This is a genomic window from Mucilaginibacter terrae, from assembly GCF_031951985.1.
GTDB lineage: Bacteria > Bacteroidota > Bacteroidia > Sphingobacteriales > Sphingobacteriaceae > Mucilaginibacter > Mucilaginibacter terrae_A.
Window position 1 is genome coordinate 4,678,940 of sequence record NZ_JAVLVU010000001.1, and the last position, 15,847, is coordinate 4,694,786.

15 protein-coding genes are annotated in these 15,847 nt (G+C 44.5%); 10 read left to right on the top strand and 5 right to left on the bottom strand.

Annotated elements, in window-relative coordinates; all coding sequences use genetic code 11:
* Positions 1 to 207 precede the first annotated feature (207 nt).
* Positions 208 to 1,401 carry a pyridoxal phosphate-dependent aminotransferase gene (locus tag QE417_RS20050; protein WP_311952890.1) on the bottom strand — a complete coding sequence of 398 codons (1,194 nt, stop codon included), beginning with the start codon at positions 1,399 to 1,401 and terminating at the stop codon, positions 208 to 210.
* Positions 1,402 to 1,488: 87 nt separating this feature from the next.
* On the opposite strand from QE417_RS20050, the gene QE417_RS20055 reads away from it, so the two are divergent.
* The 4 genes from QE417_RS20055 to QE417_RS20070 are packed head-to-tail and all read left to right on the top strand — an operon-like array spanning position 1,489 to position 4,782.
* Entirely contained in the window at positions 1,489 to 2,463 is a 975-nt protein-coding gene (locus tag QE417_RS20055; protein ID WP_311952892.1) for a cation diffusion facilitator family transporter, read from the top strand.
* Positions 2,463 to 2,900 carry an NUDIX hydrolase gene (locus tag QE417_RS20060; RefSeq protein ID WP_311952893.1) on the top strand — a complete coding sequence of 146 codons (438 nt, stop codon included), beginning with the start codon at positions 2,463 to 2,465 and terminating at the stop codon, positions 2,898 to 2,900. The genes QE417_RS20055 and QE417_RS20060 overlap by 1 nt, the downstream gene beginning before the upstream one ends.
* Positions 2,897 to 4,162 (top strand): adenosylmethionine--8-amino-7-oxononanoate transaminase, encoded by a 1,266-nt coding sequence (gene bioA / locus QE417_RS20065; protein ID WP_311952895.1) that lies wholly within the window; start codon positions 2,897 to 2,899, stop codon positions 4,160 to 4,162. The genes QE417_RS20060 and bioA overlap by 4 nt, the downstream gene beginning before the upstream one ends.
* An 8-nt stretch (positions 4,163 to 4,170) precedes the next feature.
* Complete coding sequence (locus tag QE417_RS20070; RefSeq protein WP_311952897.1) at positions 4,171 to 4,782, top strand: hypothetical protein; 612 nt, start codon at positions 4,171 to 4,173, stop codon at positions 4,780 to 4,782.
* A 673-nt stretch (positions 4,783 to 5,455) separates the two neighbouring features.
* Here the strand turns inward: QE417_RS20070 and QE417_RS20075 are convergent.
* From QE417_RS20075 to QE417_RS20085, 3 genes are all read right to left on the bottom strand, one after another.
* Complete coding sequence (locus QE417_RS20075) at positions 5,456 to 6,094, bottom strand: DUF4412 domain-containing protein (RefSeq protein ID WP_311952899.1); 639 nt, start codon at positions 6,092 to 6,094, stop codon at positions 5,456 to 5,458.
* A gap of 43 nt (positions 6,095 to 6,137) precedes the next feature.
* A complete protein-coding gene (locus tag QE417_RS20080; RefSeq protein ID WP_311952902.1) occupies positions 6,138 to 8,255 on the bottom strand; it encodes a ComEC/Rec2 family competence protein in 2,118 nt (705 codons plus the stop codon).
* A gap of 158 nt (positions 8,256 to 8,413) precedes the next feature.
* The gene (locus QE417_RS20085) at positions 8,414 to 8,749 is read right to left on the bottom strand and encodes a MerR family transcriptional regulator (protein WP_311952905.1); all 336 of its coding nucleotides are present in this window, start codon (positions 8,747 to 8,749) and stop codon (positions 8,414 to 8,416) included.
* Positions 8,750 to 8,866: 117 nt separating this feature from the next.
* On the opposite strand from QE417_RS20085, the gene QE417_RS20090 reads away from it, so the two are divergent.
* From QE417_RS20090 to QE417_RS20105, 4 genes are all read left to right on the top strand, one after another.
* Positions 8,867 to 9,859, top strand: coding sequence for a D-alanine--D-alanine ligase (locus QE417_RS20090; protein WP_311952908.1), 993 nt, complete (start codon positions 8,867 to 8,869; stop codon positions 9,857 to 9,859).
* A 128-nt stretch (positions 9,860 to 9,987) separates the two neighbouring features.
* Positions 9,988 to 10,623, top strand: coding sequence for an ABC transporter ATP-binding protein (locus QE417_RS20095; RefSeq protein WP_311952910.1), 636 nt, complete (start codon positions 9,988 to 9,990; stop codon positions 10,621 to 10,623).
* Positions 10,620 to 11,732, top strand: coding sequence for a hypothetical protein (locus QE417_RS20100; protein WP_311952912.1), 1,113 nt, complete (start codon positions 10,620 to 10,622; stop codon positions 11,730 to 11,732). Before QE417_RS20095 ends, QE417_RS20100 begins: the two co-directional genes overlap by 4 nt.
* Before the next feature lie 395 nt (positions 11,733 to 12,127).
* Positions 12,128 to 13,513 carry an IS110 family transposase gene (locus QE417_RS20105; protein WP_311952914.1) on the top strand — a complete coding sequence of 462 codons (1,386 nt, stop codon included), beginning with the start codon at positions 12,128 to 12,130 and terminating at the stop codon, positions 13,511 to 13,513.
* Positions 13,514 to 13,710: 197 nt separating this feature from the next.
* Here QE417_RS20105 and QE417_RS20110 read toward each other — a convergent pair whose 3' ends face one another.
* The gene (locus QE417_RS20110; protein WP_311952917.1) at positions 13,711 to 14,130 is read right to left on the bottom strand and encodes an acyl-CoA thioesterase; all 420 of its coding nucleotides are present in this window, start codon (positions 14,128 to 14,130) and stop codon (positions 13,711 to 13,713) included.
* 90 nt (positions 14,131 to 14,220) lie between these two features.
* Between QE417_RS20110 and QE417_RS20115 the strand changes: the two genes are divergently transcribed.
* Together QE417_RS20115 and rpsO are read left to right on the top strand one after the other, a co-directional pair.
* The gene (locus tag QE417_RS20115; RefSeq protein ID WP_311952919.1) at positions 14,221 to 15,177 is read left to right on the top strand and encodes an adenylyltransferase/cytidyltransferase family protein; all 957 of its coding nucleotides are present in this window, start codon (positions 14,221 to 14,223) and stop codon (positions 15,175 to 15,177) included.
* A 374-nt stretch (positions 15,178 to 15,551) separates the two neighbouring features.
* Entirely contained in the window at positions 15,552 to 15,830 is a 279-nt protein-coding gene (gene rpsO, locus QE417_RS20120; protein ID WP_311952921.1) for a 30S ribosomal protein S15, read from the top strand.
* Positions 15,831 to 15,847: the final 17 nt, after the last annotated feature.

Sequence of the window (15,847 nt, forward strand, 5' to 3'; positions counted from 1 at the left end):
CCTGATAGTCATGTACATGGTGGTTGTGGAATGTAAATTAAAATGTAAACATTGTAAATAAAGCTTTATACGACAGGTGGGGGAACGGTATAAGTATGGTTCAGGAAAAATTCGTGTAATACGAACCAATTCGCCCTAATTAGTGTGATAAAATAGAAAAGCCGGGCTGTAAAACAACCCGGCTTCCATGTATCTGTATTGCAAATGTTATTGCAATTGCTCTAAAGCGCGTTTAATGCGTTTGCAAGCCTCTATCAGCTTATCCTCGGCCGCGGCGTACGATAAACGGATAGATTTAGGATCACCGAATGATAGGCCGCCCACGGTAGCTACGTGTGCTTCTTCTAACAGGTAGATCGATAGCTCGTCGCAATCGTTAATGGTGCGGCCGTTGTATGATTTGCCAAAGAACGCTGTAACATCGGGGAAGAAGTAGAACGCACCCTCTGGCAGGTTTACTTTCAGTCCGTTGATTTCTTTTAACAGTCCGTAAACCAAGTCGCGGCGTTTTTTAAATTCCTCACGCATTTGTAGCACCGACTCCAAGCCACCTTCATAAGCGGCAGTGCCGGCACGTTGAGTGATAGAACAAGTACCCGAAGTAACCTGGCCCTGCATTTTGTCGAACGCGTTAGCCAGTTCTTTGGTTGATGCCGTGTAGCCAATGCGCCAGCCGGTCATGGCGTAACCCTTAGAGAAACCGTTGATGATGATCACGCGGTCTTTAATGGCACCAAACTGGGCAATCGACTCGTGTTTGTCAACATAGTTAATGTGCTCGTATATCTCGTCAGACAGGATGTAAACATGCGGATGTTTCTCAAAAACCTTAGCCAAACCTTCTAGCTCAGCTTTGCTGTACAAGCTGCCGGTTGGGTTTGATGGTGATGAAAACATGAACAATTTAGAATTAGGCGTAATTGCTGCTTCTAATTGCTCAGGCGTAATTTTAAAGTTTTGCTCAACAGTGGTGTCGATGAACACGCTTTTGCCTTCGGCCAGTTTAACCACTTCCGAGTATGATACCCAGTATGGTGTAGGGATGATCACCTCTTCGCCGGGGTTAACCAAACAAAGCACAGCATTGGCTATGGCCTGTTTTGCGCCGGTTGATACCACGATGTCGGTAAATTCGTAATCGAGGTTGTTTTCGTCTTTAAGCTTTTTCACTATGGCTTTTCGCAGTTCAGGATAACCAGCCACCGGGGTGTAGTAGGTAAAGTTATCATCCATAGCCTTCTTTGCAGCCTCCTTAATGTGTTCGGGAGTGTGAAAGTCGGGTTCGCCAAAGCTAAGGCTGATTACATCAACACCTTTTGCAGCCAATTCGCGGCCCATTTTAGCCATTTTAATAGTCTGTGATTCAGACAAATTGTTAATTCTGTCGCTTAGTGCACTCATAGTTGAAATTCAAATTGGGCAAATATAGAAAATTAGTTTACCCGCAATTGAACTCCTTATTATTAAATTTGCCCATATTTTACTGATTTGAAAGAGACGCGGAATATTATCATCGTAGCATTAGTGGTAAGTGTGGTACTAATGCTGGCCAAATTCAGCGCCTATTTTTTAACGGCATCCACATTTGTATTAACAGATGCTGCCGAAAGTATTGTAAATGTGGTGGCCAGTTCGTTCGCGTTTTTCAGTATTTATATAGCCTCGCAACCGCGCGATGAGAACCATCCTTACGGTCATGGCAAAATTGAATTTTTCTCGGTTTTTGTTGAAGGTGCGCTTATATCTGTAGCCGGTGCAGGTATTTTAGTTAAGGCTGGTTATGGGTTGTTTCATCCGCAACCTATTCATGATTTGCTTACCGGTGCCATTATTATTGGTTTAACAGGTGCTGTTAATGGCGCGTTGGGTTATTATATGATTTACAGGGCAAAAGCCTTGCGATCACTTACTTTGGATGCCGACGGAAGGCATTTACTTACCGATATGGTAACCAGTGGTGGTTTGGTGGTGGGCTTATTGCTCATTCATTTTACTGGTCTTAACTGGCTGGATGGGGCACTATCCATAGCAGTAGGCCTGTACATTTGCTACAGCGGTTACAAGTTGGTGCGTAAATCGGTAGCAGGTTTAATGGACGAAACCGACTTTGACGTAGTTGAGCACATCATTAAAGTACTCAACGAAGAACGTAAGCCGGAATGGATTGACGTACACAACCTCAGGGCGCAAAAATACGGGCACGAACTACATTTGGATTGCCACATGACCCTGCCCAATTACTTTGATTTGAACCGTGTACATGCCGAAATATCATTGGTTGATAAATTGATTAATGAAAAGGCAGGCGTAGCAACCGAATTGTTCATCCATGCCGATCCATGTTTGCCCGAGTGTTGCCACTATTGCAGCATGCCCAATTGCCCCATCAGGAGCGAGGCCAAGCGGGTTGACATTGAATGGACAATGGAGAACATCCTCCGAAACAAAAAACACTTTGAGTAATGCAGTTTAACGTACGTGTATATGGCTTGCTCATAAACAATGAGCGCGAGGTTTTACTAACCGACGAACAGGTGGAGGGCTATCGCTTTACCAAATTTCCCGGAGGAGGGGTCGAGTTTGGCGAGGGCATGACCCAGGCACTCAAACGTGAGTTTATAGAGGAATGTAATACCGAGGTAGAAGTGCTCAGCCACTTTTACACGACCGATTTTTATGTAAAATCGGCTTTTAACGATTCGCAGATCATTGCCGTGTATTACCTCGTAAAGCCGGTAAACGAACTGAACTTTACCCTTAAAACCACCGCCTTTGATTTTGATGGCGATGGACCCGCTCTGCAATGCTTCCGCTGGAAAAAGCTGAATGAGCTGAAACCCGAGGACGTGACCTTTCCTATTGACCAGTACGTGGTTAAATTATTGAACGAACAAAAATGACCTTAACAGAACGTGATCTACAAGTTATATGGCACCCTTATACCCAAATGCAAACCGCAGCGCCACCCATTGGCATTGTGAGGGGTGAGGGCGCAGTTTTATATGCTGAAGACGGCCGCGAGTACATCGATGCCGTATCATCATGGTGGGTTAACATACACGGCCACGCACACCCTTATATTGCCGCCAAAGTGGCCGAGCAATTACACAAACTGGAGCACGTAATATTTGCCGGCTTTACCCACGAGCCTGCCGTTGAACTGGCCGAAAGATTGCTGGCTATACTGCCCAACAATCAGCAAAAAGTTTTTTACTCCGATAACGGCTCAACTGCTGTAGAAGTAGCCATAAAAATGTGCCTGCAATACTGGTACAACAAAGGCCAGCAGCGCACCAAAATAATGGCATTCAAAAATGCCTACCACGGTGATACTTTTGGTGCCATGGCCGTAAGCGGCCGCAGCGCGTTTACCAATGCTTTTGAAAAGCTGCTTTTTGACGTAGAGTTTATTGATTTGCCTACGGCAAATAATATCGATGAGCTCCGCACCAAAATCTCCGCTCTCCGCTCCGAACTTGCCTGCTTCGTCTTTGAGCCGCTTGTTCAGGGCTCGGCAGGTATGATGATGTATGAGGCCGAGTATTTAAATGAATTAGTGGCGCATTGCAAGGCCAAAGGGGTGTTTACTATTGATGATGAAGTGTTTACTGGTTTTGGGCGTACAGGCAAGGCTTTTGCGTGTGAGCATATTAGTGAGCAACCCGATATTATGTGCTTTTCTAAAGGGCTTACCGGCGGTACCATGGCCTTAGGCATTACTACCTGTACGCAGCATATTTACGATGCATTCCTCTCTACCGACAGGCTTAAAACGCTTTTTCACGGGCACTCATTTACGGCCAACCCGGTGGCGTGTGCCGCTGCGCTGGCCAGTATGGATTTGTTTGTGGCTCCTGAAACTAAAGAGAACATAGCACGCATTGAAAGCTCGCATGCCGCATTTGCCGAGGAGATTAAACATCATCCAAAGGTTCGCACCATTCGGCAAACCGGTACCATTGTGGCTATGGAGTGGGAAACGGGTAATGATACCTCGTATTTTAGCAGCCTGCGCGATACTTTGTATCAGCATTTCTTGTCAAAAGGTATCATACTGCGCCCGTTAGGGAATGTGCTGTATATTTTACCGCCGTATTGCATAACCGATGCCCAACTCAATTATATTTACACCGCTATAAAACAGGCGCTCGATACAATTTAATCACACCTATGGATCTAAAAAATATATTCACTAAGATAGTTAATAACGATGCCCTGCACGCCCGTTTTTTAAATACGCTATCGTTGATGGAGAACACAGGCGCGCGCAAAATTTCGGCCAGCGAAGACCCGGCTACCGTTACCTATATCATACTAAAACACGCTGCCGAGGAGCATCGCCACGCTTTTTATCTCAAAAAGCAAATTGAAAAGTTAGAAGGGGTAAGCCTGCCAACCTACGCACCAGAATATTTACTGGCTGCTACACACAGCAAGCGTTATTTAAACCAACTGGATATTGATGCCTGCCGCTACCTTAAAGAAAAGCTCGGCTTCAGCGGGAAAGAACTCCGTTTTGCAGCCTACCTGCTGGTAACCTACGCCATTGAGGTACGTGCCGATGAACTTTACCCCGTTTACCAGGACGTGCTTACCGAAGCCGGCAGCAAAGTGAACGTAAAATCTATCATCCTCGAAGAAGAAGGTCACCTCGAAGAAATGATTAACCAACTGCAACAATTTTCGCCCGATTGGCAGGTACATGCCGATAAGGCTGTTGCCATTGAAAGCCGCTTGTTTGATACTTGGGTGAAGGAATTGGGGGAGGAGTTAGGGGTTTAGTTTTAGAAGCAATAGCTAAGAGACAACAACCAAGAATCAAGAGGGGAAATAAAAAAATCGTCAATGCGAGGTACGAAGCAATCTCTGCATATGTAAGGTGTTCAGTAACGTTGGTGAACTTATCGCTCGTCGACCGCTCAATTACCGCGGGGCTGTTACTTTGTCATAGCCACAAAAGTATCCGCCTCAGGCGGACTATCCACAGCAATCCCTTCCCGCGCACGGGCAGCTCCCGGCCGGGTGCGCTGAATGCCTGCGCTTTTTTTAACAGTACAAAACAGCCTAAGTTGCATCGCAACTTAGGCTGTTTTGCTTTTGGACGATTTTTGCAATTCGTCACCTTCCAGCTTCGGGGCGAAAGCGGGGCAGCGCATGATGGACTGTGCGGCTAAATAGGGCCTTTTAGATTTTGCTGAAGTGCAGTCCTCAGCGGGAACGAAGTAGGGTAAAAGCTAAGCAGCCCGTGATGCTGCCCCGCTTTGGAGCAATGAGCATGTGTGATAAACGAAGCATAGTGGAGGTGTCCGCCTCAGGCGGATTGGTTCTTTTTATCAAGAAAAAGAACAAAGAGCCTCCGCGGCCCAGAAGCGGTAGATAAGCGATAAATAAACAATATCCATAAAAAAAGGCCTTTACTCATCGCAAAGGCCTTCTCTTTTGAGAAAAATCAATGTTATTTACCGCCACTCATGGCTTTAAGTTCGGTTAAGGTCATTTTATCATAACCCGCAGGAACGCTGAAAGTACCGGCAGGTACTTTATCTCCCGAGATTGCTTTTAGCGTGTTGGTAATGTTCATACCCATTTGGTTCATGGTAAATTGTACCGGGAAACCACCTGCTTTGGCATAAACCTGGCTGTATGCGCTTGACGGTGCCGAAATGTCTTTGCTTACCCAAACATCGTAAGTTTTACCATCTTTAGCATCTTTAGCGGTTACTTTGGTGCAGTTAAAGCCGTTAATAACTTTGGTTTCGGTGCCCGGAGTAAAGGTAAAATTAGGCATTTGCGCCATAGCTTCTTCCACTTCACCAGGGGTACCTATGGCGGCTTTTTTCATGTTGGCAACCGGTACATCAACCAGTACGGTAAGGGCTTCGTCTTTAAAAGTAATTATTTTAATAGTAGCCGGACCTTGTACACGGGTAGTAGCAGCCGAATCGCCTTTGAAAAGAACTTTGGCCTCAACAGTTTGTCCGTTTACGGTAGCATCATAAGTTGCGGTACCTTCGGTGTAAGCTTTTTGTGCACTTGCTGTTAGTGCGGTTGCGCTCAGGGCCAAACCCATAGCTGCTGAAAATAGTTTATTCATCGTTGTAAATAATGTGCAGTTAATAAATTTAGTTATATATTAATTAATGGTTAGATGCAACAATGTACGATTTGTTACGCCTTAATCCAATTATATTTATGTGCAGGCTGTCGGCCTCGTGCTTGAGCAGCTGCGTACGCTTTGCCGAAACACCGGCATCGACTATAAAATGCTTAAAGTTATAATTATTGCGAATAAAGGTGAGGTTGCTATGTGGATTACGGGTGTAAAATAAGTAATCTACTCCAATTTTGTGTGGTAAGACTGTGTTTTGTATCGAAGGATTAAAGAGTATTACGGTTTTATTTTCGAACTGAATATAGTTGAGGTGTTTACTAAAGAAGGTGTTTTTAAGATTATGCTGCAGCTTGCACAATTGTAAACTTTCTATACCCAGGCTATCTAAACAAGGCTGTACGCTATACTGGTAATTTTTTTCGTTAGGGAGCAGGTCGGTGAGTAACACGGCTTTATCGTTATGTCTAAACAGGATAGCCGTGTTCTTTTTTACATTGAAGAAAATAATGTGACCGGTGGATTGCTTGCGAATGGCTTTCCAACTCAAGCTTGTGCATAAAATAAGTATGCAAGCCAGGGTAGTTATTAACTGTTTGCCTTTTTTGTAAATTACAAAGTAAATAAGGCTGAAGATGATAGCATACAGCAGAAGGTGCTCCCAACTGTTAAACCAAATGCGGCCCAGACTGGCATAAGGCCAGTGTTCAATGTAGCTCAATACTTTATTTAGCCCTATAATGAGCCATTCTAAAATATATGCGGCAACCTTGGTAAATGGAGCAAGCGCTGGTATAAACGTGCTGGTTAAAAAGGTGATGCCTACGATCACAATAGCTTCGGCGGGCAGAATGATGAGCAGATTACTTATCAAAAAATAAACCGGGAACTGGTGGAAGTAATAAACACTTAGCGGAAAAGTGACCAATTGCGCCGCTAACGAAAACGAGCATAGCTGCCATAGCTTGTTTGTCCATTTGTGCTTGGGCTCCCACAGTTCGGCAATGATGGGTTGAACAGCAATCAATCCAAATACGGCCAGGTAGGAGAGTTGAAAGCCTACATCGGTAATGAGGAAAGGGTTGTAGAGTAACATAGCCATTGCCGAGACTGCCATTACATTTAAGGGGTGGACGGGCCGTGTACCGGCATTGCTAATAATAACCATGCTCAGCATAACCGCAGCCCTCACAGCAGCGGGCGATAGTCCGGTAAGAATGGTGTAGCCCCAAAGTATGCAAAGCAACAATAACGCGTTCAGCATTTTGCCATATCGGTGATGCCTGAACGGTTTCAGCAAAAAAGAAATGATCAAAAATATTACCGCCACATGCGCCCCTGAAACCGAGAGGATGTGAATAGTACCTGTTTGGGAATAAGCCTGCAGTACTTCGGGGCTTAAATCGGCCTTGTATCCAAGTAATAGAGTAGAGGCTATAGCGGCCGCTTCGGGGGTGTGAAGATATTGTTTGATAGAATTAACCAGACGCTGCCTCAACTGCAACGAAAAAGCTAAGATTGAGTTACCCGCATCATAATTAACTAACCTGCATTGCTGCCGGTTTAAAAAGCTTTGATAATAAATATTTTGATGGGCGAGGTATTGCTTATAGTTAAACTCGGCCGGGTTAAATGGCGGATCGATGGGTTTGCAGCTGCCCGGTATCACCAGCACGTCGCCATAGTTTACCAGGTGGGCATTGCTGTCGGCTGTAAGCGTAACCAGTATTTTACCGAAAGTTGCCTGATGTTTTTGGTTTGCGATTACTTGTCTAACCTCGGCGGTAAAGCGGGTGTAAATGCCTTTTTGTTTAGGTTCGCTGCTTACCTGTACTACTAAATAGCCGGCTTTGTGCTTGGCAAAGTAGTTATCCTGATTACGGTCGTTATGCCAATAACTCAGCAACCAGCCAGCGCACAGCAAAAAAACATTGAGTATTAAGCCTCCCATCCAGGCATACCGGTGAATATTATAACGATTATAAAGGAGGTTAAGAATAGTGAATCCAGTTACCGAAACAATCCCGGTTGCGGTTATAAAAGTAAGCAGTTGATCTACTCCGTAGTAAATGCCGCAAACAATACCCGCTGTAAAAGGCATCAGCCAGTAAAAGAAAGGGATTTCGCCTTTGTGGGCACGGAGCATGGTTAGTTGACAGGTTTGTTGAAGCTAATATACAACAAAACCGCTGATTGGTTAATGTTGTATGTGAGGACACAGACAACGGCGCGACATTTTCTTCACACGGATTTTTGAGCGAATTTGCTCTTTCTTTCCTTCACCAAATCCCTCATTGGCTTCGCTTACAACTGGTCGCGTACTTCCAATAAAAACTTCTTTAAATTTTCAAGGGAGTTTAAAATGCTTTGCTGGCTCTTGGTTTCGTTGCCGTTGTTTTTGAGGTGGTCTTTAGCGCCTTGCAGGGTATAACCCTTATCACGTATGAGGTGGAAGATGATCTTCAGGTTATCAATATCCTCGCCGGTAAAATAACGGTTGCCCTTTTTGTTCTTTTTGGGTTGCAGTATATCAAATTCCTTTTCGTAATACCTGATGAGCGAGTGGTTAACGTCAAACATGGCCGTTACTTCGCCCATGGTGTAGTACATTTTGTTGATATCACGTTCTTTATACGGCATATGCAAAAGTAGTAAAACCCCCTCTAAATCTCCCCCGAAAGGGGAGACTTTAAAAAATCTTTTAAAAAGCCCTCCCCTTGGGGAGGGTTGGGAGGGGTTTTTATATATTTGACCACCATGAGCAAGAAAAACGTAGCCCTTTTGGCCGGTGGGTATACCGGTGAATATGAGGTATCTATTAATAGCGCCAAAAACATTGCAGCAAATTTGGATGCCGAAAAATATAACGTGTACACCCTGCTGATTAACCGCGACCGATGGTTTTACCAAAACGGCGATGAGTTGGTTGATGTTGATAAAAACGATTTCAGCATAATGGTTAACGGTAGCAAAATAACGTTCGACACGGTGTTTATTACCGTACACGGCACTCCCGGCGAAGATGGTAAGATACAAGGCTACCTGGATATGATGGGCTTGCCGTATAATACCTGCGATGCCACCACATCGGCCATTACCATGAATAAGGCCTACACCAAGGCGTTGGTGCATGATGTTAAGTATTTACACACGGCTAAATCGGTAAAACTATTTAAGGGTGATATGCACGATGTGGGTAATATTGCATCGGCTTTGCGTTTCCCACTGTTTGTTAAGCCCAATAATGGAGGCAGCAGCGTGGGCATGAGCAAGGTACATACCGTTGCCGAGTTGCCAGCCGCGCTCGAAAAAGCATTTCATGAAGACAGCCAGATACTGGTAGAGGAATTTATTAAAGGCCGTGAATTTAGCCAGGGAATAGCCCGCTTAAATGGCAAGCTTACCGTGCTTCCTGCTACCGAAATTAAAAGCTCCAAAGAGTTTTTTGATTACGAAGCCAAATATACCCCGGGTGTAACCGAAGAAATTACCCCGGCCGACATCAGCACCGAAAAGCAGAGAATAATAGCCGCCATACTCACCGAAGTTTACCTGCGCCTCAACTGCCGCGGCATGGTACGCATCGACTTTATTTTGCAGGAAGAAACCAACGAGTTTTACTTCATCGAAGTTAACACCACGCCCGGTCAATCGGCCAATAGTTTAATTCCACAACAGGTGCGTGCAGCGGGTATGAGCGTGATGGATTTTTATGGGATGATCGTTGAGGGTTCGACGAAGGGTTTGTAGTTCGTCTTTCTCCCCCACGCGTCATTGCGAGGTGCGAAGCAATCTCTGCGGAGAACAATCCGTTATGCATAGTTCAGAGATTGCTTCGTACCTCGCAATGACGGTTTAATTTAAAATACAAAAACCCCATGCTCCGCTTCACCAACTTCAAAAAATCATACGGCAATTACCCGGCACTCACCATTGCCGATTTTACTATTGCCGAAGGGATTTACTGGATAAAAGGCGTAAACGGATCGGGTAAGAGCACGCTGCTGAAATCGATAGCCGGGATACTGGCCTTTGAGGGCGATATATTACTCGATGGCATCAGCATCAAAAAACAACCTGTCGACTACCGCAAACTCGTAAACTTTGCCGAAGCCGAACCGTTATTCCCCGAGTTTTTAACCGGGCGCGAACTAATCAACCTGTTTGCCGCCGCTAAAGATGCACCGGCAGGGCAGGAGCAAAGCTACCTGGACAGTATGGGCATGAACGCTTATGTAGATAAGCCCGTGGGAACCTACTCGAGCGGAATGCTTAAAAAGTTGTCGTTACTGTTGGCGTTTTTGGGTAAGCCAAAGTTGATTATGCTGGATGAACCTTTGATCACCATTGATACCGCCGCGCTGGAAGTGTTATACCAATGGATTAGTAACCAACGCCGCGAGCATGGCACAAGTTTCCTGCTGTCATCACACCAAACGCTTGACTTTGATGTTATGCCTGCCAGTATTTTGCACATCCACGAGCAAACCCTCAAAACTTTCGTTGGCGAATGAACTCGCCGCTAACCCATATCCTCAACCGCATTTTTGTGTGCGGGTTTTACCAGGCGCATGCGGGTATGTTCTTGTTCTTTTTCTTAGTAATGATAGGCGCGGTAGATCCGGGGCAATTGCTGAGTTACCATAAAACCCTGATGGTGGCTTTTATTACCAGTCCGCTCATGTTGCTGGTGGTGCTTGCTGTGTGGTTACTATATACGTTAAAATGCTGGCATTATGTGGTTGCACAAATTGGTGCTCCGCCGCAGCATTTTTTGTTTTACAGCAGTACCTCTTATACTAAAAGGCAGCAATTAAAAAGCTGGTTTTTGGTGCAGGCAGCTATACTATTGCCGGTAATTGCTTACGGCTTAACGGCGGTTGGGGTTGGCTTTTATTACGGTTTTTACTGGCAGCCTGCGGTAATTGTGCTGTACCTGTTGCTGTTAACCGGACTTAGCGCATGGTTATACACTTTTGTAGTTAACCGTTTAATTGATGGTAGTAAGCAGTCGTGGTTATTAAACCTGAGCAGTAGCTGGAAGAAACCCTATTACAGCCTCTACTTATACCACATTGCCAACCGGCTTAAAATTCCGTATTTAATAACCAAAGGCTTATCGTGGATAATTATTACTGCCGTGTTTCAGCTTTTTGCCGATGTGCAGCACGATGCCCGCGTAGCCGGAATGGCGGTGCTGGCCATAGCTGTGACCCATGGCGTAATTGTTTTTGAAGGGCAGCGTTTTGAGCATACTTATTTAAGCTTTGCCCGCAATTTTTCATACCCATTATTGCAGCGCTATGGTTACGCTGTGTTAACCTATTGCATCTTGCTCCTGCCCGAAGGGTTTTGGCTGTTTGGGCGGTTTAACCCGCTTCTGGCTGTGCAGTTATTTTTAATGATGCTGAGTATGGTTATACTTCTGCACACGCTAATCTACTACATCGGCCTCAACATGGACCGCTACCTGCAATGGATAATGGGCTTATTTATCGTATTGTTTTGGGTAATGATGTTTAAGCTGATGATAGGATTGGTGTTGTTTAATGTGGTGGTGTCTTATTTGATATTCTACAGGTTTTATTATAGGGATATGCCGGTAGTGGATATGAAGAAATAAACTAACTCCGTTGTCATTTCGACCTAAGGAGAAATCTTTTCGAAGCGGTTTGATTTTATGTTGCTAAGGTATTCCCATAAATAGCTTTCGATATTTGTTTCTGCTTATACTTCATTTAGTGCCCTGTTAGGACAGGTAAAGTATTTGCACCGCAGCCTGTGGATGTACTTTTTCTTTTATACAAAAGTATTAAATGAGCGCTTGCTCCTGTTTCCGTTGATAATAACTTTGGAAAGCATCCCGCAGAAAGGCCGTTCCTTTTATTGATTTCGAGGTCATGGAAAAAGTTTGGCCCTGTCCGCGTCATGGAGTTTCCAATTGAACGTATAGAGTTCGTATAGTAGAGTTTGCTTCAACCGGCAGACAGGCGGGATGCTTTATTAAAAAGTATTCTTATGAACAAAACTGATCAAAAAGCCACAAAAAAGCAAAGTAAAAACCGGGTCGACTTTCAATTGGTCAATCCCAAAGCCGCCGGCATCGACATCGGTGACACAGTTCATGCGGTCGCAGTTCCACAAGACAGGGATGAGATAAGCGTAAGAGAGTTTGGTACATTCACGGTTGACTTATTAGCTATAGCTGGTTGGTTAAAGGCGTGCCGGATAGAAACAGTGGCCATGGAAAGCACGGGTGTCTACTGGAAAAACCTTTGCGGAGTACTTATTGCTGAAGGATTTGAAGTTTACCTGGTCAATGCCCGCCATACTAAGAATATCTCCGGTAAAAAGACCGATGAAAGCGATGCGCAGTGGATACAGAAACTGCATAGTTGTGGTTTGCTCGGAAGTTCGTTCCTTCCTGATGACCAAACAGAATGCCTGCGCACGTTGGTCAGATATCGCAGAAAACTGACACAGGATAGCAGTACCTGTGTATTGAGAATGCAAAAAGCTTTGGAACTAATGAATCTGAAGATCCACACATTGATAAATGACCTGATGGGCAAAACAGGTAAGGCTATAGTAGAAGCGATCATTGACGGAGAGCGGATCGCTGAAAACTTTCTTCCTTTCGTCGACCCTCGCATTAAGGCAGACAGGGCACATATCAGTAAGTCTCTTGAGGGGAACTGGCGCAAGGAGCAATTGTTCCTGCTGGAACAGAACTATCATAACTATCAGTTCCTTCAAACGCAGGTCGGCAAATGTGACCAAGAGATAGAATGGGCATTACGCTCGGTCCATGCAAAGCAAAACGAAGGTATTACAATACCTGAAAAAGAAGTCAAACTCACACCGAAAGGCAAAATATCTAAGCAAAAGAAAGATAAGAACCAACCGTTGTTCGATACCCGGGCGTACCTCAAAGGCATCCATCAGGTCGACGTGATGGAACTCTATGGGCTTCATGAGATCAGCGCGCTGGAAATACTTTCTGAAACCGGTACTGATCTAAGCAAATGGTCAACGCCTGAACGGTTCGTTTCTTGGCTCAACCTTTGTCCCAATAGCAAAATATCCGGTGGTAAACTCTTGTCCAGCAAGCTGCAAAAAAAGAAACCTAACGCTGCTGCAAAAGCATTTCGCATGGCTGCACAGGGCGTACAAAATAGCCAGAACTGGATGGGGCACTTCTTTAGACGGATGAAAGCAAAAGGCGGACACAAATACGCAGTAGTTGCGACAGCCCGGAAGATCGCTATCATCTATTATAAAATGGTCAGTGAACGGCGGTCATTCGACCCATTGGTCTACGAAGATCATCTTAACAGGAATCAACAGGCTAAGATAGCATCATTACAAAAGGCGTTGGATAGACTTAAACAGCAGGTCGCTTGATTTAAGTTATATAGTAGAAAGTACCAAAGAAAAAACTTGCGGCTACGTTTATTTGCTACTCAGCGCTGTGCTTTACCCCAGGTTTGTGCTACCCGCAAAACACTGATGCCGCGGAAGAGAGGTTATGTTAGGCCAGTGCTTTTGTTTGACTTAATAGCTTTATTCCTCGCTCTCCGCTCCAAATCCTCCCGCTCCAATTACACACTATAATGCGCAATCACATCCTCCGGTATCTTCGCTCCTCTGCCGGTTTTAATATCTATCATCACGTAATCGAACCAGCCGTCGCAGCATAGTTTGCCGGTGGCTTTGTTGGTAATGGTAAAGGCTACGCGACAAATGCGCTCGTTAATGCTGTCGATGCCTGTGCGCACGAGGAAGTAGTCGCCTAGGTTGAGGGGGCGTTTATAGTTAATTTGTACGCTGCTTACCACCCAGCCAAAGCCGCGCTCGAGGAATTTTTCCATGGCCATGCCGTAAAACTTTTCCATTTGCTCGTAGCGGGCGGCCAGCACATAATCAATATACCGGCTGCTATGCACATGCTGAAAAAGGTCTATATCATCGGGACGAACACGGTGTTCGGTTTCGAAGGTGCTGTAGGTGGGGTTTTCCATTAAATGTATATCTTGTGTTTACTAAAGGCTATTTGCGCAGCATTGTTTAAGTTTATTAAAATGATACATTTGACGCATATATAATAGCGCATGATGTTATTAAATGAACTGAAAGCCAAACTAAAATCTTTAGGAGTACCCGATGAAGTGTTCGAACGCTACAACGAGCCCCATCGCTTTTACCACACCTTAACCCACATTGAAGATATATATAGCCAGCTAAAGGAGCGGCAACTGGCCGATAACGAAGCACTGCTGCTGGCCACCATTTACCACGATGTAATTTACAACCCCCAATCGTCGACCAATGAAGATGATTCGGCAGCATATTTTAAGGAGACTTTTGCCGGTAGCGATGAATTAAAGCAGGAAGTATGCACAATTATTTTAGATACCAAAAGCCATCAATCAACTACGGAGCTTTCGTCCATATTTTGTGAGATTGATTTGGATATACTCAACCGCCCTTTAGCGCAGCTCATGGAATACGAACAGCAAATTTTCAAAGAGTTCCAGTTTGTTGATTTCACGATATACAAAGCTAAACGGATAGAAGTGCTGCAAAGCCTCAGCAAGCAAGTAAATAACCCGGATCTGAATGCGCTCATTACCTATGTGCAGCATCGCCAGCCGCATATTGCCGTTTATCCGGGCAGTTTTAACCCGTTTCATAAAGGGCATTATAATATACTGCAAAAGGCCGAGCAGATATTTGATAAGGTAATTATAGCCCGCGGCATAAATGCAGAAAAAGCACCAAGCACCAATGATTTGCCCACCGCACTGCAATACCGCCAAATAGAAAGCTATAGCAGCCTCTTAACCGATTTTGTTAATAATTTAGGCTACCCGGTAACCGTAATACGGGGACTGCGTAACAGTACCGACCTGCAATATGAACTTAACCAGTACCGTTACCTGCAAGACCTCACTATCCAACCGCTCAAGATAATCTCTATTTTTTGCGATCGCGAGTTTGAACATATATCGAGCACAGGTATCAGGCAGTTGCAGGGCTATGGGCAGGCGGGGCAGTATTTGTTGTGAGAGGAAATGTTAGGGTGAAGAGTTCTCACTCATACGTTATTGCGAGGAACGAAGCAATATCTGAACTTTGCATAACTGCTGTGCTTCCGCAGGGATTGCTTCGTTCCTCGCAATGACGACTTTTTTGCAGTTTGCGTATTTACTTAGCAGGTTGGGGGCTGAAACAAGTTCAGCATGACTGGTTTGGTTAAGTTTTACATCAAATTCTGCAAATTCTATAAATTCCGGCCAATTCCGGTTCAAGAAAAATTACCTTTAACCCTTCGCCTTTAAGCTTTCACCCTTTAACCAAATAACTCTTTTTAAATTAAATAATTAGCTGTACATTTGCACCCAATTAACAAAAGTAATTACACTTTAATATTATTCAAGTAATGTATTTAAGTTCAGAGTGGAAATCAGATATTTTCGCAACACACGGTGGCGCTGCTACCAACACAGGTTCGGCCGAAGGTCAGGTTGCTTTATTTACTAAGCGTATCGCACACTTAACCGGTCACTTAAAAAAGAACAAAAAAGACTTCGCTACTCAGTTGTCGTTACAAAAACTGGTAGGTAAACGTCGTGCTTTATTGGCTTACCTGTACAAAAAAGACATTCAAAGATACCGTGCTATCATCAAAGCTCTCGAGCTTCGTGATATTATCAAATAGTACTTACAGTCTTTAAA